Origin of the sequence: Cedecea sp. AS113 (assembly GCF_037152415.1) — a bacterium.
Taxonomy (GTDB): Bacteria; Pseudomonadota; Gammaproteobacteria; order Enterobacterales; family Enterobacteriaceae; genus Cedecea.
In genome coordinates, this window is sequence record NZ_JBBCMI010000002.1 from 57,201 (window position 1) to 81,366 (window position 24,166).

Consider the following 24,166-nt stretch of genomic DNA (forward strand, 5'->3'; position numbering starts at 1 on the left):
TATCGGATCCTCTTTGGCGCTGGTCTCAGCGCCTTAATTCATAAGCTTGCGGCGGGAGTCTTCACACTTTTGTTTCAGACGCTGTACCGCGTCCGGCAGCATAGGTGCGGTCATCATATGGCGATAGTTCATGCACTCTGGGGTGTCCTGAGGCGGTTCTGGCGCTGGCCGGGAAGAGCAGGCGGTCAGCAGCGCCAGCGTTGAAAGTATGCAGAGTGGGATAAAACGCATAGCGGCCTCTTTTACCATTTAGTGAAATGCAGCTGCAGACGATGCAGCAGCCAGTCGAGCACGATGGCTAACAGGCAGATCATCACCGCCCCGGCAATGAGCATGCGGATATCACTCCCGCCAATACCGTTAAGCAGCAGCAAGCCCAGACCGCCCGCGCCAATGACGGCGGCAATGGCCATGACGCCAATGTTCATCACCACCGCGGTTCGAATTCCGCCAAAAATCACCGGCAGCGCCATAGGAATTTCCACCCAGCGCAGGCGCTGCCAAAACGTCATCCCGATGCCTCGCCCGGCCTCACGTAACCCCGGCGGCAGGCTGTCCAGCGCGGTGTGGGTATTGCGGACAATCGGCAACAGCGAATACAGGAACACCGCCGTCACCGCAGGGACTACGCCAATACCCTGACCGATCAGCGAAAACAGGGGAATCATCAGGCCAAACAGCGCCACGGACGGAATGGTGAGCAAAATAGTGGCAAAACCGAGTATTGGCGTTGCAAGCCATTTATGGCGCACGATAAGAATGCCCAGCGGCACGCCAATCAGGATTGCCAGGCCGACGGCGATCAGCACCAGCCACAGGTGATGCAGGGTGAGAGAGCCAATATACCCTGCGTTATCAATCATATAATGTAACGTTTCCACGATACCTCCTCAGAGCAAGCCTTTCTGCTGCAGGAATTCACGGGCCACCTGCTGCGGGGTTTCATGGTCGATATCAACTTTAGCGTTCAGGGTTGTTATCACCTCATTGTTCAGCTCGGACGATAGGGTGTTCAGCGCCGCCTCAAGGCCAGGATGCGAGTCCAGCACGTCTTTACGCACCACGGGCGTGACAGCGTAACTTGGGAAGAAGCCCTTATCGTCCACCAGCGCTTTCAGGTCAAAGCCCTTCATACGCCCGTCGGTGGTGTAGATCAGACCGGCATCAACAAACCCGTCGCGGATGGCGTTATAGACAAGGCCGGGGTCCATCTGGCGAATTTGCGGGCGGTCCAGCGGCATGTTGTACACCTGCTGCAGCGGCTTCAGGCCGTCGCTGCGCCCGGCAAACTCCAGATCCAGGCCCAGCATCCAGTTATGTTTTGGGTCGGTCTGGCGCACATGTTCGATGCGCTCCACCAGCTGCGACATTGTGGTAATGCCTTCTTTTTCTGCCCGTTCGCGCTTCATGGCAAAGGCGTAAGTGTTGTTCATCTCCGCGGGTTTAAGCCAGACGAGGCCCAGCTTTGCGTCCAGTTTTTTGACCGTGTTGTACGACTCTTCCGGCGTCATTCGCTGATTAATGTGGTTAAAGATAATCAGCGAGGTGCCAGTGTACTCCCAGGTCATATCAATCTGCTTGTTGATCATCGCATTGCGGGAAATTACGGTGGCAATGTTGGTCTGCGGCGTCACCTGAAAGCCCTTTTTAGCCAGATACTGCGTGGTCATGGCCGACAGAATATGCTGCTCGGTAAAGCTTTTGGTCGCCAGAATCAGCGGTGCGGCCTGGGCCTGGGTGGCGATAAGGGAGGCTGCGGCAAACGCCGTAGTTAGCATCCGTGAAAGCAGTTTCATACACGCTCCTTATTGTTGTTATTGGGCGGTGTGGGGGCTGAGCACCCGCCCCAGGCTGGCAAGCGCTAAGTCGAGGATGAGCGCAAACAGGGCCGTCGCCACGGCGCCGAGTATCAGCGTTGGGAAATCGTTCAGGTAAATCCCCGGGAAAATAAGCTCTCCGTAGCTGCTCGCGCCGATAAGAAAGGCCAGCGGGGCGGTGCCGACGTTGATGGCGGTGGCAATCCGCACGCCGGACAGGATCACCGGCCAGGCGTTGGGGATCTCCACCTGACGCAGCCGCTGGAATTTGGTCATGCCAATCCCATTGGCGGCTTCTATCAGTGACGGAGGAACGCTGCAAAGCCCGGCATAGGTATTACGGACAATCGGAAGCAGTGAGGCAAGAAACAGGGCGACGATCGCCGGTTTGTCGCCAATGCCGATAATCACCATCGCCAGGGCTAACACCGCCAGCGGCGGCAGCGTGTTGCCGATATTAAAAATCTGCATGACGTACTCGGCCCAGCGGCGAGCCGCAGGGCGGCTGAGCAATATTCCGCTGGGGATACCGACCAGCAGGGCGAGTGCCATTGAGCTGAACACCAGAATCAGGTGCTGCTGCCCGAGATAGAGTAAATCGACCTGCCGGGCTTTCAGTGTGTCGAGGCCGATGCCCCAAACCACCAGAGCAAGCACTAAAATCAGCGCCACTAGCCCAAGTAAGAACCGTGTTGCGAAGGATGCGTTTTGCATTGCAGTGTGTCTCCCTGTGTGCACGCGTTATCGCCGCCGGGGAGGCGGCCTGTTGTTATGCCATGTGTCGGCAGGGTGTCTGGAGCTATAGCAACGCAGCGGGAAGGATTCCAGTTTAAGGGACAATTAAGAGGCTAATGATTCAGTCGATAAACTGATGCTCAGGCCTTATGGCATCTGGCCTGTGGATGAAAAGTAAAGATTTGTCTTAAAAATGTTAACGTAAGGTGACGTTGTCACATTCACGGAGTGCAGAAATCCTCGTTTTTTCAGGAAACCGGATGCGTCCGGCTTCCTGAAAGCCCAGGATTCTTAGAAATGTAGTTCTTTGCTGGCGACGGGCATCAACATGCCGTTTTGCCAGCCTGAGAGGGTCAGTTTTGCCAGCTCGCCCAGGCCACGATAGAAATCATTCGCTGTGTTTTCGGTTAACAGGCTCAGATAACGTTCGGCCCAGGGCAGCAGATGCCAGGCCAGCAGCTCATCCAACGGCTGCCGCAGCCCCTGGTCGGCCAGCCAGGCCGCCAGCATCAGCATTAAGCCAAAATGATCTTCAGGCTCGTTTTGTTCCGTCTGTGGGGCAAAGTCTTGGGTCCGCATCCACTGGCGAAGCTCAAGCAGCGAGTCGCCAAACAGCACATTTTCTTTGTCGAGATAGACCGAGCCCCACGGCGGGGCCGGCAGCGCATAAGGGCCGATGAACAGGCGCTGGAACTCTTCGTTTATCGGCGTGGCCTGATCCGCCAGGCCTGCAGCCATGAGAGGCGTAACTGCCGCCAGCGTTGGGGTCTGGAACGGCCATTCGCTCACCCAGTCCGGTGCGGCAAGCATCGCCATCAGCGCGGCGCTGTCCGGGTGGTTGGGGGCATGATAAAACAGGGCTCCGAGCACCCGGCCGCTAAGGGCTATCGCCGACAGGTGTTGTTGTTCAGAGAGCATTTTCATTCCTTTTCGTCGGGCACCCGGCTCCGCTACACGTCGCTGGAGCCGGGTGAATACAGGCAAAGCGATAAGCCTTTGCCATCACGCTTAAATCTTCTTAATTTCAACCAGATTGGTATGCTGCGGGTTGCCTTTTGCCAGCGGTGAAGGGCGGTGCGTGGTTAGCGTATTAATGCAGGCGCCGTGGTCAATGCGGTCGCCGTTCATGTCGGCGTCATGCCAGGCGCCCTGGCCCATAGCGGTAACGCCAGGCATGATGCGCGGGGTGACCTTCGCCTCAATATGCACTTCACCGCGCCCGTTAAACACGCTGACTTTGTCACCGTTGGCAATGCCGCGACGTTTTGCGTCGAGCGGATTAATCCAGACTTCCTGACGCGCGGCGGCCTGCAGGACGTCAATGTTGCCGTAGGTTGAGTGGGTCCTGGATTTGTAGTGGAAACCAAACAGCTGGAGGGGAAACTCGCTGCGCTGCGGAGAGTCCCAGCCCTCAAACGTCGAGGCATACACCGGCAGCGGACTGATGGTTTCATCTTTTTCCAGCTCCCAGCTGGCGGCAATTCCGGCGAGCTTGCTGGAGTAGATTTCAATTTTCCCGGACGGCGTTTTGAGTGGGTTGGCCTGAGGATCTTCGCGGAATTTTTTGTAAGCCACAAAATGGCCAGCCGGATCTTTGCGCTTGTAAATGCCCATCGCCCGCAGATCTTCATAAGCAGGCAGCGCCGGGTCTTTCGCCAGCATTTTCGCGTACAGATATTGCAGCCACTCGCGCTGGGTTCGTCCTTCCGTGAAGGCCTGATGCACCTCGTCGCCCAAGCGTTTAGCCACTTCGCTCATCATCCAGTAGATAGACTTGCGCTCAAACTTAGGCGCGGTGGCGGGCTGGATGAAAATCAGGTAGCCCATATTACCGGCGTAATCGTTAGGAATAATGTCCTCCTGCTCGACGGTCATCAGGTCGGGCAGCAGGATATCGGCGTATTTCGCCGACGAAGTCATAAAGTTCTCGATCACCACAATCATTTCGCACTGCTTATCGTCCTGCAAAATGGCGTGGGTTTTATTGATGTCGGAATGCTGGTTAATAATCGTGTTGCCGGCATAGTTCCAGATGAACTTGATCGGCACGTCCAACTTCTCTTTCCCGCGCACGCCGTCTCGTTTGGCCGTCATTTCGGGGCCGCGAGTGATGGCGTCCGTCCAGCTGAAGCAGGAGATCTGCGTTTTGACCGGGTTTTCCAGCACCGGCATACGTTCAATGGTGAGGGTATAGGTGGATTCACGCGCGCCGCTGTTGCCGCCGTTAATCCCCACGTTGCCGGTCAGGATCGGCAGCATGGCGATGGCGCGTGAGGTCAACTCGCCATTGGCCTGGCGCTGCGGCCCCCAGCCTTGGGCAATGTAAGCGGGTTTTGCACCCGCAATCTCTCGCGCCAGCTTGATGATTCTGTCCACCGGAATACCGGTTATCCGGGATGCCCAGTGCGGCGTTTTCTCTGTCCCGTCATCGCCTTCACCTAAAATATAGGCTTTGTAGTGACCGTTGCGTGGGGCATCGGCGGGCAGGGTTGTCTCGTCATAGCCGACGCAGTATTTATCCAGGAAGGTCTGGTCGACCAGATTTTCGCTAATCATGACGTGGGCAAGCCCGGCCACGAGCGCGGCATCCGTTCCGGGGCGAATAGGGATCCATTCATCTTCCCGGCCTGCCGCAGTATCGGTGTAGCGCGGGTCGATAACGATCATGCGGGCGTTGGAACGTTCGCGAGCCTGTTCAAGGTAATAAGTGATACCGCCGCCGCTCATCCTCGTTTCTGCTGGATTATTGCCGAACAGGACGACCAGTTTACTGTTTTCGATATCCGAAGTGCTGTTGCCGTCATTGCTGCCGTAGGTGTACGGCATGGCGCAGGCAATTTGGGCGGTGCTGTAGGTGCCGTAGTGGCTCAGAAAACCGCCGTAGCAGTTCATCAGCCTGGCGACCAGCGAGGCGTAAGGGGAAGAGCGGGTGATATTCCCGCCAACCACGCCGGATGAGTAATTAATGTAGACCGCTTCGTTGCCATATTTTTCAACGGTCTGCTTCAGGCTGTGGCTGACAATCTCCAGCGCTTCGCCCCAGCTGATGCGTTCAAATTTACCTTCGCCCCGTTTGCCCACGCGCTTCATCGGATAATTCAGGCGTTCCGGGTGGTTGATCCTGCGGCGGATGGAGCGCCCGCGCAGGCAGGCGCGAACCTGGTGGTCGCCATAGGTGTCCAGCCCGGTATTGTCCGTTTCAACCCAGTAAACCTCTTCGTCGCGAACGTGCAGCCGCAGGGCGCAGCGGCTGCCGCAGTTAACCGAGCAGGCTCCCCAGACAACTTTGTCTTTATTTTCCGGCGACAGGGCGTCGGCAACCGCGGCCGCGGCGCTGCGCATACCAAAAGGCAGCGAAATGCCGCCTGCGGCGAGGGCCAGGCCGCCAATGGCTGATGATTTTACCAGGCTGCGGCGGCTAATCCCGCCTGGATGATTGAGGTTCGACATCGCTCTCTCCATGACTTTTTGTCGTGTGGAAGACGTTATTATTTGTATTTTTTGTGGTTCGGTGATTGCTGAGCCTGCCCGTCAGGGGGCGCTCGGGGGAAGAGTGTTACTTAATTAGGAGTAGACGTTATTAACGCCAGTCAAAGTTGCGGTGGATGAGGGGAAATAGATGAAGGAAAGCAGGGTGCCCGGCACCCTGCAGGGGATTATTGCGGTTCATTTTCCGGCGCAGCACCGCCCGCGATACGGGTATAAACGATTTTTTGCGTGTCGTTCGCACAGTGGCCGACGACCTGGCCGCCGGCTTTGTCTGCCTGATCGTTAGGTACGATAGTGAGCGAGAAACCTGACTCAGGCACGCCGTTATTGACAATTTTCTGCTGAATATCCGCTTTCACTTTTTCGCAACTGCCCTGTGCGGCCAACGCCGGTGCGGCAGCGATCAGCAGTATCGTGCTTAACCAAACGGTACGTTTCATCATCCCTTCCTTATGTTGAGTTGAACGTTAAGAATAGCGCTTTTAGTGTAAAGTGTTGTATTTGCTTATATCATGTTATGACATAAAAACAGGAGAGCGGCAAAACGTGAAGAAAATCATTACCCTCGGTGCGCTGGTTTTTAGCCTTGTAGGCTGCGATAACTCGACGTCGCCGCAGGCGTACACGCCGGAAATGGCCAGTTTTTCTAACGAATTTGATTTCGATCCAATGCGCGGCCCGGTAAAGGATTTTAGCCAGACGCTGATGAACGACAAAGGTCAGGTTTTGAAAAGGGTCAGCGGTACGCTTTCGGAAGAAGGCTGCTTCGACACGCTGGAATTTCACGATCTGGAGAACAACAGCGGGGCATCGCTGACGCTCGATGCAAACTACTATGTTGATGCGGTCAGCCTTGAAAAACGCGTTCGGCTGCAGGGGAAATGCCAGCTTGCTGAACTGCCTGCCGCGGGCATCAGCTACGACACCGACGACAACGACTTTGTGACCGCCGCCAAAGGCAAAGATGTGCTGGTGACCTATGAGTACGACAGCGAAGGCTATCCGCTGGGGAAAATCACCAAATCGAAAGACAGCGAGCTTGCCATCGTGGCGAAAGCGGGTGTCGATAAAAAGAAAAAGCTGGATTACAGCGCGACAACCAGCCTGAACGGCAAAATCATCGGGGTCGCAAAGCAAAGCTGTGACTATGACCGCCATTACAACTCGCTGTCCTGCGATCTGGAAATGACGGATGATTCCGTCACGCCGCCAAAGGTGGACCGTTACACCATTAAAAATACGGTGGAGTATTATTGATCGTATCGGTGTTACAAATACCGGATGCCACAATGACATCCGGCAAATGAAGTTAACCAAACAAGCGGGATAACCAGCCGCGCTTCGGTTGTTCTGGCGGGGCGACAGGCATCTCTCCCAGCCCCTGTTCAATACTTTGCCCAATGGCTGCAAGCGCCGTGCGGGCATCGGTGCCATTCGCCGTGAACCGTATACGGTGGCCCGTTTTTACCCCCAACGAAACCATCTTCATCAGATTCTTGCCGTCAACGGGCCCCGCCGGACTATCCATATTCTCAACGGTGACACGGCTCTGAAACTGTTTAATCAGTTTCACCAGCACGGCGCTCGGTCTGGCATGTAGCCCGTGAGGATTACGGACAACAAACGTGGCCTGTTCTCCTTCCGTGTGGGATGTTTGTGGCTCACTTTCGGCGTTATTACCGGTCAGAATCGCTAAAACCTCAGCCGGCGTTGTGGCCTTCGCCAGCGCGTGCGGCACGCCTTCATCGCTCAACGCCCGGGTGAGCTGACGCAAAATATCGAGATGTTCGTTCGACCTTGCGGCAATCCCGGCCACCATATACGCCACATTATCTTCTCCCCAGTCCACGCCCTGCGGGAATACAATCACTTTTACGCCAGTGCTCAGCACCGCATGACGGGTATCCGGTGTGCCGTGGGGAATGGCAATGCCGTGGCCCAGGTAAGTGGAAATCTGCGCTTCTCTGGCCAACATGCCTTGAAGATATTCCGGCGTGGTATTGCCCGCTGATACCAGCCTGTCGCTGACTTGCTCGAGCGCAGTGACTTTATCGACCTGCTCATGGCTGATGAAAATATCCTGTTCACAAAGTTGCATTCTGACCTCCTGTCTGCAGCCCGGCTGTAGGCTGTTTGCGGTTATTCCAGAGTCGCCACGTACCTAGCATCACCGCACCGCAGGCGGAGCCGGCCAGGATGCAGAGCACCCAGATTAATGGTTTGCTGACCAGCGGCAGGATCAGGAACCCGCCGTGCGGTGCCGGGACTTCTATATGCATGCTGTAGCTGAGTACGGCCGAGATGGAAGAGGCGATCATCATCATCGGGATCACGCGCAGCGGATCTTTCGCTGCAAAGGGGATAGCACCTTCGGTGATATGCGTGCAGCCGAGAATATAGTTCACCATCCCGGCCGCGCGCTCCTTTTCGCTAAAACCTTTGGGGAAGAAAGTGGTTGCCAGAGCGATGACCAGCGGAGGCGTAATACAGGCGGCTGACACGCCGGCCATAAAGAAGAAGTTCCCCTGGCCGAGCAGTAAGGTTCCCGTGACGTACGCCGCTTTGTTGACCGGGCCGCCAAAATCGAAGGAACACATCGCCCCGACAACAATACCCAGCAAGATCGGGTTGGCTTGTTGTAGCGAACTCAGCCAGTCCATCATGCCGCTGTTGATGGCCGCGATGGGCTTGCCGAGCAGCACCATAAGTACGCCAATCACCAGCACGCCAATCAGCGGCATAATGAAGATCGATTTTAAGCCTTCATACTGACGCGGCAGCCCGTCGAGCAGGCGTCGGACAAGCAGCATGAAGTAACCGGCGGCGAACCCGGCAATGATCCCGCCGAGAAAGCCCGCCCCGGTGGCGTTAGCCAGCAGGCCGCCAACGAACCCGGCAACCATCCCGGCGCGGCCGGAAATCGACCAGGCAATATAGGCCGTAAAAACGGGCACCATAATGGAAAATGCCTGCTGGCCGACCTGCATTAAAGTTGCGGCAATCGCGTTGTACTGAGGTGAATTGGGATCGGCGGAGTAAATGCCCCACAGGAAGGAGATGGCAATCAGAATACCGCCTGCCACCACGAAAGGCAGCATGTTGGAGACGCCGCTCATCAGGTGTTTATAAATCTGCCTGCCGAACGATTCTTGTTCATGTTTTTCCGCTGTTACCGAAGCAGAAGATATTCCCTGGCGGCGGGAGAGTTGCCCGCTGATGACTTTATTAATAAGATCTGCCGGGTGGTGAATCGCTTCTTTAACCGGCACTTCAATCACGGGTAAGCCATTAAAGCGTTCGGCGTTGACATCTTTATCTGCGGCAATGATGATGCCGTAAATATTTTTTAAGTCTTCCGGCGTTATTTCATTTTCAACGCCGGATGCGCCATTAGTTTCTATTTTTATTTCGACATTTAATTTTTTTGCTGCGGTCTTCAAGGCTTCTTCAGCCATAAACGTGTGGGCAATACCCGTAGGGCAGCCGGTAACGGCAATGATTTTTTTCATAATCAGACCTTTATAATTGGACGATTTGAACCTGTTGTAATAATGCTTCCAGACGATTGAGTTTCCCGAGGCCGGCAGACGCGGCGACGTCCGCACCCGTGGCGCTGGCGAGGGCTAGTGCCTCGGGAATGTCTTCACCATTCAGCCAATGGCTGAGAAATGCCGCTAGCGCGGCGTCCCCAGCACAGGCTGAACTGACCAGCTCTATTTCGGGCGCGGAGGCGAACCACAGCTGACAACCGTCGGAAAAATAGAGCCCTTTTGCGCCGAGGGTTAATAACACATTACGTGCGCCCAACTGATGTAAGGTCTGCATCGCCTCGCGCACCTGGTGGATGCTTTCCACCTGAAGATTGAATATTTCTTTTAATTCATCGTCATTGGGTTTGATCAGCAGGGGATTAAGCTCAAGTAACTGCCGCAGCGCAGGGTGGCTGATGTCCAGAATGACTTTTCCCCCGCGCTGTTCGCAGAGTGACATAACCTCCACATAAAACTGGCTTTCAATACCCGGCGGCAAACTGCCGCTAATCACTAAATAATCGCCGGGGCGGATGCAGTCCAGATGCTGAATAATCTGTTGTTTACATTCATCATCAATATGCGCCCCTGCATTGACCAACTTATATTCATTGTTGCCGTCATTTATAAACACATTAATTCGCGTAGGGGCCTGCACCCAGGATGGGGTAACGTTAATTTTTTGTTTTTTAAGTTCCTCCACAATATAGCGCCCGGTAAATCCGCCGAATATGCCCATGACGTGGGTCGGCCGCTGAAAGTGCTTCAGGACCAAAGAAACGTTAACGCCTTTGCCGTTAGGGCAATATTCCGTGCGCTGGGTGCGGTTCACGCTAGAAGGCTGCAGAGAGCCGCAAAAAATATTCATATCAATCGCGGTGTTTAAAGTCAGGGTATGGATCACGACATTGCTCCTTGCGTCCGTGGGTTAGCGCTGTCCTTCACAACCACAGACATGAATGACTTTACGGACGACTTCTTTCATCGCCTGTTTGGCAGGCTGCATGTAATGCCGGGGATCGTTAGCCCCAGGCTGCTCGATGAAGTACTGCTTTAGCGCGTCTGAAAACGCGATTTTCAGTTCGGTAGCGACGTTGACCTTACAGACACCGAGCGAAATAGCCTGACGAATATCGCCCTCTGGCAGACCAGAAGCACCGTGTAATACCAGGGGAACATCCACGCATTCACGGATCGCCGCCAGACGATCGAAATCGAGCTTTGGTTCGGCGGCATACAGTCCGTGAGCCGTCCCGATAGCTACTGCCAGGGAATCAATCCCGGTTCGGGAGACAAACTCACGAGCCTGCTCCGGGTTGGTATACAGCGCATCTTTGGCGTCAACGACCAGATCGTCCTCTACGCCGCCCAGCCGCCCAAGCTCCGCTTCTACGCTGGCATCGTAGCGGTGACTCAGCTCTACAACGTTTTTCACCAGCGCAACATTCTCTTCAAAAGCATGATGCGACCCGTCAATCATTACTGAGCGGATCCCGGCCTGCACTTTACGGGTGATGTCCACGAGGTCTTCGTGGTGATCAAGGTGCAGCGCGAGTGGCTGATCCCAAAGTCTGGCCAGATCGCTGGCGATGGCGACAACGTTGCCGGTCCCGGCGTAGCTATAAGTGCCCGGCGTCCCGGCAAGGATCAGCGGGGAACGCATTTCAGCAGCCGTTTCCACCACCACCTGCATCGTTTCCAGATTGTGAATGTTAAATGCCGGTACGGCGTACCCCAGACGCTGAGCTTTTAACAACATGTTTTTGCTGGAAATAATATACATATTTGCTCCTTTTTGTTTAAAAATGAAATCGCTATTTGAGTAATAACTTACGTTTTGAAAGTGATTTAGCGATCCTATGCCTGTGTCGCTGTGATCGAAGCCACACAACGGCGATTTTATTTACTAAATGAAAGTTATTCGGCATTGATAATATTCATTTTTAAAAATATTGTTGAGAGGTGTTTTCTATTAATGCATTGAAATAAAGGCTATTTGTTTGTTTTTATTTGTTGGGTGATAGACAGGAGTTTGACAAGAGAAAAGATAAATTTAAAAATGAAAGTTATTACTCGAATGACTTAAAAGGCACTCTACTGTGGCAAAACCGTCAACCAGCCTGCTGAAAAGACGCCTGGATATTGCAGAGATCGTCCGTAAAAACGGCGAAATTAAAGTAGATGATTTGGCGGAGATGCTTGCTGTGTCTGGCGTCACCATTCGAAACGATCTCAATTATCTGGAGCAACAAGGTTACCTGAAGCGCTCGTTTGGTGGCGCAATTTATACCGCCCAGCAGGGGGCACCGGTGGCTCAGCCCCGGGAACCTGCCGCCGTTATGGATAAAGAGCTGGAAGCCGAAATGGCGCGCCAGGCTGCGGCCTTAATCAGCGAGGATGAAACCGTATTTTTAGGCCCTGGCTCTATTTTACGTAAAGTGATTCCTTTCCTTACGGGCTATGACGATCTGCGACTGCTGATGAATGACCTGGCGCACGTCTGTTTTGCGCAAGAGTTTCTTCCCGGTGAAAAGATCCTGCTTGGCGGCGTATTGAGCGGAGATGGACACAGGGTCGAGGGTGAGGTGGCATTAAATGCGCTTCGCCATTACCGCCCGAGCCGCACGTTGATTGCCGTCGACCATATTGCAGAAGATGGCACGCTGAGCGTCAGAGATGCACCAGGCGCACGTCTGTTGGGTGAGGCCGTTGGGCAGAGCAAACACCTGATTGCCATCGTCGCCAACCGGCCCGTTTACGGCGAAAAACGCTATGCCGTTGGCCAGCTCGCGCAGGCAAGCGGCCTCATTACGCCCCAGGTTGTGGCAGCGGAATACCATTCCCGCTTTCTCGCTGTGGGGTTGAGCAATAGCTACACCAACAATGAATGCCTGACGTGGCTCAACCCAGCGCTGCAAAAAGCAAAATGAAGGAGCGGTGATGAACGTGACGATATGTACCATCGGCGAGCTGTTGGTGGAGTTTTTGGCCAAGAAAGAAAGTCAGGGCTTTTCGCAGCCGGGCGAATTCTGGGGGCCTTATCCCAGCGGTGCGCCAGCCATTTTTGCCGATCAGGTGGCTAAATTAGGATTCGGTTCGGTGCTGTTCAGCTGCGTCGGCAGCGATGCCTTCGGGGAGATGAATATTGCCCGGCTGGAAAAAGATGGTGTCGACGTGAACGGCATTACCGTCCTGCCAAAAGCCACCACGGGCAGCGCCTTTGTCAGTTACCGCACCCAGTCGCAGCGTGATTTTATTTTTAATCTGCCGAACAGCGCCTGCGGCTCGCTTACTGCCGACCATATCGACGACACCTTGCTTAACCAGTGCAATCATTTTCATATTATGGGCTCGTCTCTGTTTTCGTTTCGCATTATCGATGCCATGCGAAAGGCGATTGAAAACGTGAAGTCACGCGGCGGCACCGTCTCCTTCGATCCTAACATCCGGAAAGAGATGCTTAACATCCCGGAAATGTCACAGGCGTTTGAATATATCCTTGATTACACCGATATTTTCCTGCCGAGCGACGGGGAGTTAGATTACTTCGGGCGGCATCAGGGGGAGGATGAGCAACGGCTGGTGGACAATCTGCTCAAGCGCGGAGTGAAACACGTGGTGATCAAACGAGGGCCGCGAGGGGCGAGCTACTTCAGCGATCGGCAGACCTGGCATATACCCGGCTTTAACGTGTCGGTGGTTGACCCTACCGGGGCAGGTGACTGCTTTGGTGCCACGTTTGTCAGCCTGTTTTTGTCCGGCGTTCAGCCACAGGAAGCGTTGACCTGGGCCAATGCCAGCGGCTCGCTGGCAATTTCGCAGCGTGGTCCGATGGAGGGCACCTCCACCCGCTCGCAAATTGAAGCCTTTCTTGCGGCACAATCGGCGAGATAAACATGCTGCCAGCCAGGCAGCTTTCCACCTCCTCATAAATTAAGGCCTTTCTCGTGACCCGGAGATTTGTCCCGTTGTTTCGTTACGCGATACTCTGGCTGTGTGCTGCCCTTTGGCTGCATGCAGGTTCGACTCGTGCGGCGGAACTTGACGAGGATCTGGCCCGCTTTAGCGCGGCGTTAAGCCGGTCAACCCCGGCGGCGCAAGTCTCGCTGCAAACCCTTCAGCAGCTTGATGCTACGTTGCTCAAGCCCGAATCCATGTATCCTCAGTTTCAGGCCTGGTCGCTGCCGGACCTCACGGCGTTTTACCACCTGGACAAGCGCTGTGCCAGCGGGGACGAGCTATCACCCTCGGTGAAATCATTTCTTGCCGCTTTATGCCAGCCGGACATTCCGCCTGCATCCTGGTTCGCCGCGAATCCGCTCTATCCGCTTGGGGGAAGCAGTGCCTGGCAGTACATCTTGCGTCATCCGGGCGCGGCAGCGGTGCTAAGAAACTCGCTGCATGTGCGGGAAAGACCTGACGACCTGGCGGGCATTGGCAGGCTGTCCGATGACAATCTTGAGGCATTGCTTGGGGGCCAGCGCTGGCTGCTGCAAAACGGCCAACTCTGGCGATTCAGCCAGCAGCAATGGCAGCGTTATGAGGCAAAGGTCTGGCAGCCTCTAGCCCGACAGTCCGATATCGAACTGGTTAATGCCGTGGAGCGCTGCGATATGCGGGCAGGGGCGCTGTGCGTCAATGCTCGGGAAGGTTATCGCGATGTCTGGCGCTGGCTTTTTGGCCTGCTGGCGCTGTTTACCGCGTCGGGGTTGATATGGATGGCCTGGCAGCGGAGGCAACTGCGTGAGCGTCAGCGCTTTATTACGCAAATGCTGACCCATGAGCTGCGTACGCCCATCGCCCAACTGAGCAACGTGGTCGAACATTTTCGCCGTGACTTCGACCAGTTGCCGGAAGGTGCCCAGCTTAATTTTGTGGCTCTGGCCGACACGCTGCAACGGATGCGGCAGATGGCCGATACCAGTAAACACTACCTGATAGCGGAGCATCAGCGGGAGGCGCTGGAAACACCCACTCAGGTCCGGCTCAGCGACTGGCTCGATCACCTTTGTGCGGATCGGGACGGGCTGACGTTCTGCCTGGAAGAAAACATCATCGTGGGCGTGTCGCTCTACTGGGGCAGCCTGTGTCTGACGAATTTACTGGATAATGCGTTCCGTCACGGAAAGCCTCCCGTGCACCTGACGGTGCATAAAAGTAGAACGCACCTTATTTTTCAGGTTAGCGATAGCGGAAACATCACTCAAAACCCGCTGCTGAACAGCCGCCGTTTACGCTGGTCAAGCAGCAGTCTGGGTCTTGGATTGACCATTGTTCAGCGGGTTGCTCGTCGCCTCAACGGAAAGTTGACGTTCAGCCCCGCGCCAACCACGTTTACCCTGGAGTTGCCGTATGATCCCGACTAAAGCACATACTTTATTGTTAATTGAGGATGATATCGCGCTGGGCGAAGGGCTGGCGACATTTTTGCAGCAGGAAGGGTTCAACTGCCGCTGGCTGCGCAGCAGTGAACATGTTCTCGACCATTGGTATCAGGCGGATTTGGCGATTCTCGACCGCCAGCTTCCCGAAGGCGACAGTCTTCGGCTTTTGCCTCAGTGGCTGGCAAAAAAAGCCCTGCCGGTGATCGTGCTGACGGCAAAAGTGAGCATTGAAGAGCGGGCGCGCGTGACTATCTGAGCAAGCCGTTTGCCCACGTTGAACTGCTGGCCCGCATCCGGGCTCAGCTTCGCCCTTTAGGCGACGGGTTGCTGGTCTGCGGTGAACTCAGCTTACTTCCGGCGCGGCAAATTGCTACCTGGCAGGGTAAAGAGGCCGCGCTGACGGCAACCGAGTTTGCGCTGCTGGCGATGCTGATGCAGATGGCGGGACGCGTGTTTACCCGGGATGAATTGCTCAATCAGGTTTGGGGCTATCAAAGCTTTCCGTCAACCAGAACGGTGGATACGCATGTTTTACAGTTACGGCAAAAACTGCCGGGCCTGCCGATTGCGAGCGTGCGCGGGATTGGCTATCGGCTGGAGCTAGCGGAATGAAACTTCTCCTGTCAGCTCTGCTGATCGTCTTCTCGTTCAGCGTCGGTGCAACGTTGCCCCAATCGCCGCTGGAGCCCGTATATCATCAGCTGTTTAACCAGCGAGGTGACCTTGCTAACAGTCAGCTGATTGATGTCTGGCCGCGGCTGAATAGCGCGGCACAGCGGCTGGCCTGGAAAGAGGCGCTTAATGCCGTGGTCAGTCGGCAATGCGGCAAAGATCTTACTCCGGCGGTTCCTGAGTGGCTGGACGACTTAACGCTCACGTTGATGCAGCGTGATATGCCGCTTAACCGAATTTATCGCATAACTTTAAGTGGAAAGAGCCCCCGCCAGGATATTAACGTTGCCCTGATGCTGCCCGATGGCAAAAAAGCGCTCGCCGCAATGCCGGTGCAGTATGAAGCGGCAGGTGAGTTTCGGGTCGAAAGCGAAGAGTTTACTCAGCCGCTGAGCGAAGGGGTTTATCTGCTGACCGTATCGAGCGGCGGGCAGCAATGGCAGCAGCCTCTGGCGTTACAAGGCCTTGACGGGTTAACGCAGATCCAGCTTCACGATCGCGCCATTACGCTCACTTCGCCGCAGGTGTCTCCTGCTTGCCCCAAACCCTGGCTTGAGCAAACGCTGCTTAATCGCAGCGACTATAGCCAGATTTGGTGGGCAAAAAGCGACCAGCTGACGCTGATGCCCTGGCCTGCGAAGCCTGCCGAAAGCGTATGGGCCACGGTGGCCGTGGTCAGTGCGGAAAATCGGGGCAGCGTGGCGGTAAGAACCGAACACCGCCTCGCCGGTCCGCTGGCAACGATGAAAAACTAAGGCCTATACCGCTATCCTGACATTCCTCTGACAATCGATGCCCGCTAACCGGCAATACTGCAGCCTCTTTCGTTACTGAGGTATTTGTCATGAAACTCAAAGCACTTTGGGCAGGACTGGCGCTGCTCTCTGGTTCCGCCTTTGCCATGGACAGCATCGCCTTCTGGAATTCGCCGCAGCACGGAGGCAACAGCTTTAACCGTCTGCCGCCCGATCAAGCCTATTTCACCGCTCTCAAAGGCTACGGTGCCAGTTGGGTAAGGCTTTCGTGGGACAAATGGCGACCGGAACAACGTGATTTTTTGCTGGGTAATGCCGACAACTATCGGAGGCTGATGACGCAGGATCTCCGCATCCTCAAAGAGACGCTGGCGCGTGCTCACGCCGCCGGACTTAAAGTGGTGATTACGCCGCTGTCGCTGCCCGGTATGCGCTGGGCGCAAAACAATGATGGCCGCTTTGACGACCGGCTGTGGCAGGATAAACGTTACTGGCAGCAAAGCGCGCAGTTCTGGCGTGACCTTGCCGGACAGCTAAAAGATAACCCGGCGATTGCCGCCTACAACCTGATCAATGAGCCTGCGCCGGAGAAGCGGGCTGGTCTCCCCGAACACGCCTCGCTGGAGGAAATGAAGGCCTGGTACAAAGCGCACCAGGGCACGGCCAGAGACTTGCCAGAGTTCTATCAAACCGTGATCAACGCGATTCGCGAAGTGGATAAGACGACGCCCATCATGGTGGATAGCGGCTGGTACGCCGCCGCCGACAGCTTTAGCTACTGGCCTTCCGCCCTGAGTGACGATCGCGTGCTTTACAGTTTTCATATGTACGAACCCTACGACGCGACCAGCGCGCCAAACCTCAAACGCCTGAAGCCGTATGTCTATCCCGGCGTTGTCCCTTTTGGCGGTAAGCAGGAAAAATGGAACGGAGAGCGCGTGGCCGGGTATCTGCAGCAGCCATTCTGGTGGGCTAAGCAGCGAGGGGTGGCGCAGAATCGTATGGTGGCGGGGGAGTTTGGCTGTATGCGCCAGTTGGCCGGGTGTCGCCAGTATCTCGAGGATGTCCTCAGCGCGCTGGATAAAACACAGGCGCACTGGGCATTCTACAGCTTTCGCGAAGATGCCTGGGACGGCATGGATTATGAGCTGGGAAAAAGGAAAGTGCCCTGGTCGTACTGGCAGGCGATGGATGAACATAAGCCGGACACTTTACCGCGCCATGCCACGCCTGAGTTTGAGCCGATTAGCCGCCGACTGGGGCTGTCGACGCGTTAAGTTATGCGTTACGTTAAGATGAGTGATTTGAGATTTTTTGAATCATAACACCTAATTCAATGTGGGCCGTCCGCTTTATTATGCTATGTTTTTTCTCTGAAATTCCCATAGCGGCAATGAGGCAGGATGAGCAGCAAACTCGACACTTTTATTCAGCAGGCCGTCAGCGCCGTGCCCATCAGCGGCACGTCGCTGATTGTCTCTTTGTACGGCGATGCGCTGGCTCATCGAGGCGGCGAAATCTGGCTGGGTAGCCTCGCGGCGATGCTGGAGCCTTTGGGATTCGGTGAGCGTTTTGTGCGCACGTCGCTTTTTCGCCTCAATAAAGAGGGCTGGCTGGACGTGGAGCGAGTGGGGCGCCGCAGTTTTTATCGCCTGACCGATATGGGCCAAAGAATGACCCGCCGCGCTGAGTCGAAAATTTATCGCGCCGGACAGCCGGCCTGGGATGGAAAGTGGCTGCTGCTGCTTTCCGAAGGGTTGGAAAAAACCACGCTGCAACAGGTGAAAAAACAGCTCATCTGGCAGGGTTTTGGGGCGCTCGCGCCGAACCTGATGGCTTCGCCCTCGCAAAACCTCGCGGATATCCAAAGCCTGCTCCATGAGGCAGGCGTGGCTGAGCAGGTCATCTGTTTTGAGGCTGAATCCCCGCTGCAAACGTCCCGCGCAGCGCTGAGATCCCGCGTGGAAGAGTGCTGGTTGCTGACCGACAAAAACGAACGTTACGCTGAATTTATCAACTCTTTTCGCCCGCTTTTACCGCTGCTGCGTGAGGCGGGAAACGATGAGCTAACGCCGCAGCGCTGTTTTCACATTCAGCTGCTGCTGATCCACTTCTACCGCCGTGTCGTGCTGAAAGATCCGCTGTTGCCGGATGAACTGCTGCCGCCGCACTGGCTGGGGCAGAATGCCCGCCAGCTGTGCATCAATATCTATCAGCGGGTCGCCGCCGGCGCGCTTACCTACGTCAGCGAGCTGGGCGAAACCTCGGTGGGCGACTTGCCCGCCCCGGTGGGCGGTTACCAGAAGCGATTCGGTGGACTCAACCCCTAAAATAAGGAGCCCGTATGTCAATTTATCAGATTGATGGCCTGACGCCTGTCGTCCCGGAAGACAGCTATGTTCACCCGACGGCGGTGCTGATCGGCGACGTTATTCTCGGGCACCGCGTTTACATTGGCCCCAATGCTAGCCTGCGCGGTGATTTTGGGCGGATTATCGTCGAAGACGGAGCGAATGTGCAGGACAACTGCGTGATGCACGGTTTTCCTGAACAGGACACCGTTGTTGAACAGGATGGCCACATCGGGCACGGCGCCATTCTGCACGGCTGCCGGATTGGCAAAAATGCGCTGGTGGGCATGAACGCGGTGATCCTGGATGGGGCACAAATTGGTGAGAATTCGATTGTCGGCGCCGCGGCTTTTGTTAAAGGCAAGGCGGAATTTCCGGCGAATACGATGATTATCGGCAGCCCGGCGAAAGCGATACGTGAATTACGGCCTGAAGAGCTGGCCTGGAAGAAACAGGGCACGAAGGAGTACCAGGATTTAGTGATTCGCTGCCAGCAAACGATGCATCAGGTGGAGCCGCTGCGGGAGGTTGAGGCGGGGCGGAAGCGTCTGGTGTTTGAGGATTTGCATCAGCCTAAGAAAAGCTGTTAATTCCCTTCACCCCGGCCCTCTCCCCTAAGGGGCGAGAGAGAAAGCGGACCTGGAGAATACTGTTTATCCCCTCTCCCTTTTAGGGAGAGGGCAAGGGTGAGGGTCAGTCACCCAGAGCAAATCTTACGCAGCAACGATGCTGTCGATAGCCGCTTTCGCGTCAGTCTGTGCTTTAGCCGCTACTTCCGGGCCATAGCCAAAGCCTTCGGCAAACACGTAATTCACGTCGGTGATCCCGATGAAGCCCAGGAACACGTTCAGGTAAGGCACCAGCAGATCGGTTGGGGTGTCTTTGTGGATCCCGCCGCGGCTGGTCACAACCAGAGCACGTTTACCGGTTACCAGGCCTTCAGGGCCTTTCTCGGTGTAGCGGAAGGTCACGCCAGCGCGAGCCACCAGGTCGAAATAGTTTTTCAGCTGGGTAGGGATGTTGAAGTTATACATTGGCGCGTTGAAGACAATCACGTCGTGCGCTTTCAGTTCGGCAATCAGTTCATCAGACAGCGCCAGAGCTTCCTGCTGACGTGGGGTCAGCGCGGCATCGGAAGGGCGCAGAGCACCGACCAGTTCACCATCCAGCACTGGAATTGGGTTTGCTGCCAGGTCACGAACGGTGATTTCGTCAGCGCTGTGTTTTTCACGCCATTGTTCAACAAAATAGTCGGACAGTTGGTTGGACTGAGAGTAACCTGCCAGGATGCTGGATTTCAGAACTAATACTTTGCTCATGGGGGGATTCCTTAGTGTTTGGTCAGTCGGACAGTGTGCCCGTTCGTTAGGACTTACTGTATTCACAATCCGATGACAGAGATAGCGCAATATATCGAACCCTATATTCGAATTTATTGAACAAGGCGCTCGAAATCGGGGTGTGGTAAAATAGCGGAAATTGACGCCGTGACTTATCCGGTTGTGCCCGGTAGCGAAATAACGATAGATAAAATGGAAATGACAAAACCCTCGCTGTCCTCTTTGTTCGCCCGTCTTGACGGGCTGATGCTCCGCGACAGACAACGCTTTTCTCGCCGCCTGCACGGCGCGAAGAAAATTAAAAATGCTGACGCTCAGCAGGCCTTATTCGACACGCTGGCCGCAGAAATTGACGCCGCAGCGGGCAAAGTACAGCTGCGTGAAGCCGCGCGCCCGGCGATTACCTACCCTGAAAATCTTCCGGTCAGCCAGAAGAAACAGGACATTCTGAACGCCGTGCGCGACCACCAGGTGGTGATCGTGGCGGGTGAAACTGGCTCCGGCAAAACCACTCAGCTGCCAAAAATTTGTATGGAGCTGGGGCGCGGTGTTAAAGGGCTGATCGGCCACACACAGCCTCGCCGTCTGGCGGCGCGTACCGTGGCTAACCGTATTGCGGAAGAGCTACAAACCGAACCCGGCGGCTGCGTAGGTTATAAAGTGCGTTTCTCCGACCACGTCGGCGACAACACGATGGTCAAACTGATGACGGACGGGATCCTGCTGGCGGAAATTCAGCAGGACAGGCTGTTGATGCAGTACGACACCATCATCATCGATGAAGCGCACGAACGCAGCCTGAATATCGACTTCCTGCTGGGTTACCTGCGTGAACTGCTGCCGAAGCGGCCCGATCTTAAAATCATTATTACCTCGGCGACTATCGATCCGGAGCGTTTCTCGCGCCACTTCAATAACGCGCCAATTATCGAAGTGTCAGGCCGCACTTACCCGGTGGAAGTGCGCTATCGCCCAATGGTGGAAGACAATGACGATGTCGATCGCGATCAGCTGCAGGCAATTTTCGACGCGGTGGATGAGCTGGGCCACGAAAGTTCGGGCGATATCCTGATCTTTATGAGCGGCGAGCGTGAAATTCGCGACACCGCTGATGCGCTAACTAAGCTCAACCTGCCGCATACGGAAATTCTGCCGCTCTATGCGCGTCTGTCCAACAGCGAGCAGAACCGCGTTTTCCAGGCGCACGTCGGGCGGCGCATTGTGCTGGCGACCAACGTCGCGGAAACCTCGCTGACGGTGCCGGGGATTAAATACGTTATCGACCCAGGTACGGCACGTATTAGCCGCTACAGCTACCGCACTAAGGTTCAGCGCCTGCCGATTGAGCCCGTGTCTCAGGCTTCGGCCAACCAGCGTAAAGGCCGCTGTGGCCGCGTATCGGAAGGGATCTGTATTCGTCTTTATTCCGAAGATGATTTCCTGTCGCGCCCGGAATTTACCGACCCGGAAATTCTGCGCACCAACCTGGCGTCGGTCATTCTGCAAATGACGGCGCTGGGCCTGGGGGATATTCAGGCGTTTCCGTTCGTAGAGGCGCCGGACAAGCGCAACATTCAGGACGGCGTGCGCCTGCTTGAAGAGCTGGGCGCCATTACCAGCGATGAAGACCATAGCGTTTACAAACTGACGGCCTCTGGCCGTCAGCTTTCGCAGCTGCCTGTCGATCCGCGCCTCGCTAAAATGGTGCTGGAAGCGCAGAAATTTGGCTGCGTGCGTGAGGTGATGATCATTACCTCCGCGCTGTCGATTCAGGATCCGCGCGAGCGGCCGATGGATAAACAGCAGGCATCTGACGAGAAACATCGCCGCTTCCACGACAAAGAGTCTGATTTCCTGTCCTACGTGAATCTGTGGAATTACCTCGGCGAGCAGCAAAAAGCACTCTCTTCGAACCAGTTCCGCCGCCAGTGCAAGCTGGACTTCCTCAACTACCTGCGCGTCCGCGAATGGCAGGATATTTACACCCAGCTGCGCCAGGTGGTGAAAGAGCTTGGCCTGCCGGTGAACAGCGAGCCGGGGGACTTCCGCTCGGTGCACTCGGCGCTGCTGACGGGGCTGTTGTCCCACATCGGGCAAAAGGACACGGAAAAGCAGGAATACACCGGGGCGCGCAACGCCAGATTTTCCATCTTCCCTGGCTCGGGCTTATTTAAAAAGCCGCCGAAGTGGACGATGGTAGCCGAGCTGGTGGAAACCAGCCGCCTGTGGGGGCGCATTGCCGCCCGGATAGACCCGGAGTGGATTGAGCCGCTGGCACAGCATCTGATTAAGCGCTCCTACAGCGAACCGCACTGGGAGAAAGCCCAGGGCGCGGTAATGGCGCAGGAAAAAGTGACTCTGTATGGCCTGCCGATTGTGGCGGCGCGGAAAGTGAATTACAGCGATATCGATCCGGCGCTGTGCCGTGAGCTGTTTATTCGTCATGCGCTGGTTGAAGGCGACTGGCAAACCCGTCACACGTTCTTCCGCGATAACCTCAAGCTGCGGGCGGAAATCGAAGATCTGGAGCATAAATCCCGCCGCCGCGACATCCTGGTGGATGACGAAACGCTGTTTGAGTTTTATGACCAGCGCATCGCCCATGATGTAATTTCCGCACGCCACTTCGACAGCTGGTGGAAAAAGACCAGCCGCGAAACGCCGGATCTGCTGAACTTTGAAAAAAATATGCTGATCAGGGAAGGCGCGGAGCAGGTCAGCAAGTTGGACTATCCGAACTTCTGGCATCAGGGCAACCTCAAGCTGCGGCTGACCTATCAGTTTGAACCAGGCGCTGACGCCGACGGCGTGACGGTGCATATCCCGCTGCCGCTGCTGAACCAGGTTGAAGAGTCTGGTTTTGAGTGGCAAATCCCCGGCGTGCGCCGCGAGCTGATTATTGCCCTGATCAAATCGCTGCCGAAGCCGGTGCGCCGCAATTTTGTGCCGGCCCCGAACTATGCGGAGGCGTTTTTAGGCCGGGCTACGCCGCTGGAACTGCCGCTGCTGGACAGCCTGGAGCGCGAATTCCGCCGCATGGCGGGCGTCACCATAGACCGGGAAGACTGGCACTGGGATCAGGTACCCGATCACCTAAAAATGACCTTCCGCGTGGTGGACGAGCACAACAAGAAGCTCAAAGAGGGCAAAAACCTCAGCGAGCTGAAAGGCGGCCTGAAGGATAAAGTGCAGCAGACGCTGTCCGCCGTGGCGGATGACGGCATCGAGCAGAGCGGGCTGCACATCTGGAGCTTCGGCTCGCTGCCGGAAAGCTATGAGCAGAAACGCGGCAATTACCGGATGAAAGCCTTCCCGGCGCTGGTGGATGAAAAAGAGAGCGTGGCGATTAAGCTGTTTGATAACCCGCTCGAGCAGCAGCGGGCGATGTGGCGCGGGCTGCGCCGTCTGCTGTTGCTGAATATCCCGTCACCGGTGAAATATCTGCACGAAAAGCTGCCGAACAAAGCCAAGCTGGGTCTTTATTTTAACCCGTACGGCAAGGTGCTTGAGCTTATCGACGACTGCATTTCCTGCGGTATTGATAAGCTGATTGCGCAAAACGGCGGGCCGGTCTGGAGTGAAGAAGGCTTTGCCGCGCTGCACGAGAAAGTGCGCGCCGAGCTGAACGACACGGTGGTTGAGATTGCTAAGCAGGTGGAGCAGATCCTCACGGCGGTGTTTAACATCAACAAACGGCTGAAAGGGCGCGTGGACATGACCATGGCGCTTGGCCTGTCGGATGTTAAGGCGCAGATGAGCGGCCTGGTCTACCGAGGTTTTGTCACCGGTAACGGCTATAAACGCCTCGGCGACACGCTGCGTTACCTGCAGGCAATCGAAAAACGGCTGGAAAAAATGGCTATCGATCCGCACCGCGATCGCGCGCAGATGCTCAAGGTGGAAAGCGTGCAGCAGGCCTGGCAGCAGTGGCTGAACAAGCTGCCGCCGGCCAGCCGCGAAAACGAAGAGGTGCAGGAGGTCCGCTGGATGATCGAGGAGCTGCGCGTCAGTTATTTTGCTCAGCAACTTGGGACCCCGTACCCGATTTCCGATAAGCGTATTTTGCAGGCCATGGAGCAGGTCGCACTTTGAA

23 protein-coding genes are annotated in these 24,166 nt (G+C 55.7%); 11 read left to right on the plus strand and 12 right to left on the minus strand.

The window, feature by feature from the left end; translation table 11 throughout:
* Positions 1-33: 33 nt before the first annotated feature.
* The 7 genes from WFN87_RS02395 to WFN87_RS02425 all read right to left on the minus strand — a co-directional run bounded on the left by WFN87_RS02395 (position 34) and on the right by WFN87_RS02425 (position 6,481).
* Entirely contained in the window at positions 34-231 is a 198-nt protein-coding gene (locus tag WFN87_RS02395) for a hypothetical protein (RefSeq protein WP_008459237.1), read from the minus strand.
* Between the two features lie 11 nt (positions 232-242).
* A complete protein-coding gene (gene osmW / locus WFN87_RS02400) occupies positions 243-881 on the minus strand; it encodes an osmoprotectant ABC transporter permease OsmW (protein WP_008459235.1) in 639 nt (212 codons plus the stop codon).
* A 9-nt stretch (positions 882-890) separates the two neighbouring features.
* Positions 891-1,796 carry a glycine betaine ABC transporter substrate-binding protein gene (locus tag WFN87_RS02405; protein WP_008459234.1) on the minus strand — a complete coding sequence of 302 codons (906 nt, stop codon included), beginning with the start codon at positions 1,794-1,796 and terminating at the stop codon, positions 891-893.
* 18 nt (positions 1,797-1,814) lie between these two features.
* A complete protein-coding gene (gene osmY / locus WFN87_RS02410) occupies positions 1,815-2,531 on the minus strand; it encodes an osmoprotectant ABC transporter permease OsmY (RefSeq protein ID WP_008459233.1) in 717 nt (238 codons plus the stop codon).
* 312 nt (positions 2,532-2,843) lie between these two features.
* Complete coding sequence (gene dmsD, locus WFN87_RS02415; RefSeq protein ID WP_336980986.1) at positions 2,844-3,470, minus strand: Tat proofreading chaperone DmsD; 627 nt, start codon at positions 3,468-3,470, stop codon at positions 2,844-2,846.
* Between the two features lie 90 nt (positions 3,471-3,560).
* Positions 3,561-6,002, minus strand: a complete 2,442-nt coding sequence (ynfE, locus tag WFN87_RS02420) for a selenate/tellurate reductase subunit YnfE (RefSeq protein WP_336980988.1) — start codon at positions 6,000-6,002, stop codon at positions 3,561-3,563.
* A 206-nt stretch (positions 6,003-6,208) separates the two neighbouring features.
* Complete coding sequence (locus tag WFN87_RS02425) at positions 6,209-6,481, minus strand: DUF1161 domain-containing protein (protein WP_008459230.1); 273 nt, start codon at positions 6,479-6,481, stop codon at positions 6,209-6,211.
* A 106-nt stretch (positions 6,482-6,587) separates the two neighbouring features.
* Between WFN87_RS02425 and WFN87_RS02430 the strand changes: the two genes are divergently transcribed.
* Positions 6,588-7,298 carry a YnfC family lipoprotein gene (locus tag WFN87_RS02430; protein WP_336980990.1) on the plus strand — a complete coding sequence of 237 codons (711 nt, stop codon included), beginning with the start codon at positions 6,588-6,590 and terminating at the stop codon, positions 7,296-7,298.
* Between the two features lie 52 nt (positions 7,299-7,350).
* On the opposite strand, the gene WFN87_RS02435 is transcribed toward WFN87_RS02430, so the two are convergent.
* The 4 genes from WFN87_RS02435 to WFN87_RS02450 are packed head-to-tail and all read right to left on the minus strand — an operon-like array spanning position 7,351 to position 11,354.
* Positions 7,351-8,139 carry an HPr family phosphocarrier protein gene (locus WFN87_RS02435; protein ID WP_336980992.1) on the minus strand — a complete coding sequence of 263 codons (789 nt, stop codon included), beginning with the start codon at positions 8,137-8,139 and terminating at the stop codon, positions 7,351-7,353.
* Entirely contained in the window at positions 8,126-9,550 is a 1,425-nt protein-coding gene (locus tag WFN87_RS02440; protein WP_336980994.1) for a PTS fructose transporter subunit IIC, read from the minus strand. Before WFN87_RS02440 ends, WFN87_RS02435 begins: the two co-directional genes overlap by 14 nt.
* Positions 9,551-9,560: 10 nt before the next feature.
* Positions 9,561-10,475: a 1-phosphofructokinase gene (gene pfkB / locus WFN87_RS02445; RefSeq protein ID WP_166992759.1), complete on the minus strand. Its 915-nt coding sequence runs from the start codon at positions 10,473-10,475 to the stop codon at positions 9,561-9,563.
* A 24-nt stretch (positions 10,476-10,499) separates the two neighbouring features.
* Positions 10,500-11,354 carry a tagatose bisphosphate family class II aldolase gene (locus tag WFN87_RS02450; RefSeq protein ID WP_166992756.1) on the minus strand — a complete coding sequence of 285 codons (855 nt, stop codon included), beginning with the start codon at positions 11,352-11,354 and terminating at the stop codon, positions 10,500-10,502.
* 352 nt (positions 11,355-11,706) lie between these two features.
* On the opposite strand from WFN87_RS02450, the gene WFN87_RS02455 reads away from it, so the two are divergent.
* The 9 genes from WFN87_RS02455 (at position 11,707) to paaY (ending at position 19,323) form a co-directional block, all read left to right on the plus strand.
* Complete coding sequence (locus tag WFN87_RS02455; RefSeq protein ID WP_336981367.1) at positions 11,707-12,501, plus strand: DeoR/GlpR family DNA-binding transcription regulator; 795 nt, start codon at positions 11,707-11,709, stop codon at positions 12,499-12,501.
* A 10-nt stretch (positions 12,502-12,511) separates the two neighbouring features.
* Entirely contained in the window at positions 12,512-13,465 is a 954-nt protein-coding gene (locus tag WFN87_RS02460; RefSeq protein ID WP_008459223.1) for a sugar kinase, read from the plus strand.
* A 53-nt stretch (positions 13,466-13,518) separates the two neighbouring features.
* On the plus strand, positions 13,519-14,937 hold the full coding sequence (locus WFN87_RS02465; protein ID WP_336980997.1) for an ATP-binding protein: 1,419 nt from the start codon (positions 13,519-13,521) through the stop codon (positions 14,935-14,937).
* Entirely contained in the window at positions 14,924-15,211 is a 288-nt protein-coding gene (locus tag WFN87_RS02470; protein ID WP_336980999.1) for a response regulator, read from the plus strand. The genes WFN87_RS02465 and WFN87_RS02470 overlap by 14 nt, the downstream gene beginning before the upstream one ends.
* A 68-nt stretch (positions 15,212-15,279) precedes the next feature.
* On the plus strand, positions 15,280-15,567 hold the full coding sequence (locus WFN87_RS02475) for a winged helix-turn-helix domain-containing protein (RefSeq protein ID WP_336981001.1): 288 nt from the start codon (positions 15,280-15,282) through the stop codon (positions 15,565-15,567).
* Positions 15,564-16,382: a DUF2861 family protein gene (locus tag WFN87_RS02480; protein WP_336981003.1), complete on the plus strand. Its 819-nt coding sequence runs from the start codon at positions 15,564-15,566 to the stop codon at positions 16,380-16,382. The genes WFN87_RS02475 and WFN87_RS02480 overlap by 4 nt, the downstream gene beginning before the upstream one ends.
* Positions 16,383-16,471: 89 nt before the next feature.
* Positions 16,472-17,659, plus strand: coding sequence for a glycoside hydrolase family 5 protein (locus WFN87_RS02485; protein ID WP_336981005.1), 1,188 nt, complete (start codon positions 16,472-16,474; stop codon positions 17,657-17,659).
* A gap of 126 nt (positions 17,660-17,785) precedes the next feature.
* Positions 17,786-18,712: a phenylacetic acid degradation operon negative regulatory protein PaaX gene (gene paaX / locus WFN87_RS02490; RefSeq protein ID WP_008459212.1), complete on the plus strand. Its 927-nt coding sequence runs from the start codon at positions 17,786-17,788 to the stop codon at positions 18,710-18,712.
* A 14-nt stretch (positions 18,713-18,726) separates the two neighbouring features.
* Positions 18,727-19,323 carry a phenylacetic acid degradation protein PaaY gene (gene paaY / locus WFN87_RS02495; protein WP_008459210.1) on the plus strand — a complete coding sequence of 199 codons (597 nt, stop codon included), beginning with the start codon at positions 18,727-18,729 and terminating at the stop codon, positions 19,321-19,323.
* A gap of 123 nt (positions 19,324-19,446) precedes the next feature.
* Here the strand turns inward: paaY and azoR are convergent, their stop codons facing one another.
* The gene (gene azoR / locus WFN87_RS02500; protein WP_008459208.1) at positions 19,447-20,052 is read right to left on the minus strand and encodes an FMN-dependent NADH-azoreductase; all 606 of its coding nucleotides are present in this window, start codon (positions 20,050-20,052) and stop codon (positions 19,447-19,449) included.
* 213 nt (positions 20,053-20,265) lie between these two features.
* Between azoR and hrpA the strand changes: the two genes are divergently transcribed.
* Positions 20,266-24,165: an ATP-dependent RNA helicase HrpA gene (gene hrpA / locus WFN87_RS02505; RefSeq protein WP_336981008.1), complete on the plus strand. Its 3,900-nt coding sequence runs from the start codon at positions 20,266-20,268 to the stop codon at positions 24,163-24,165.
* The last annotated feature ends 1 nt before the right edge of the window (position 24,166 follow it).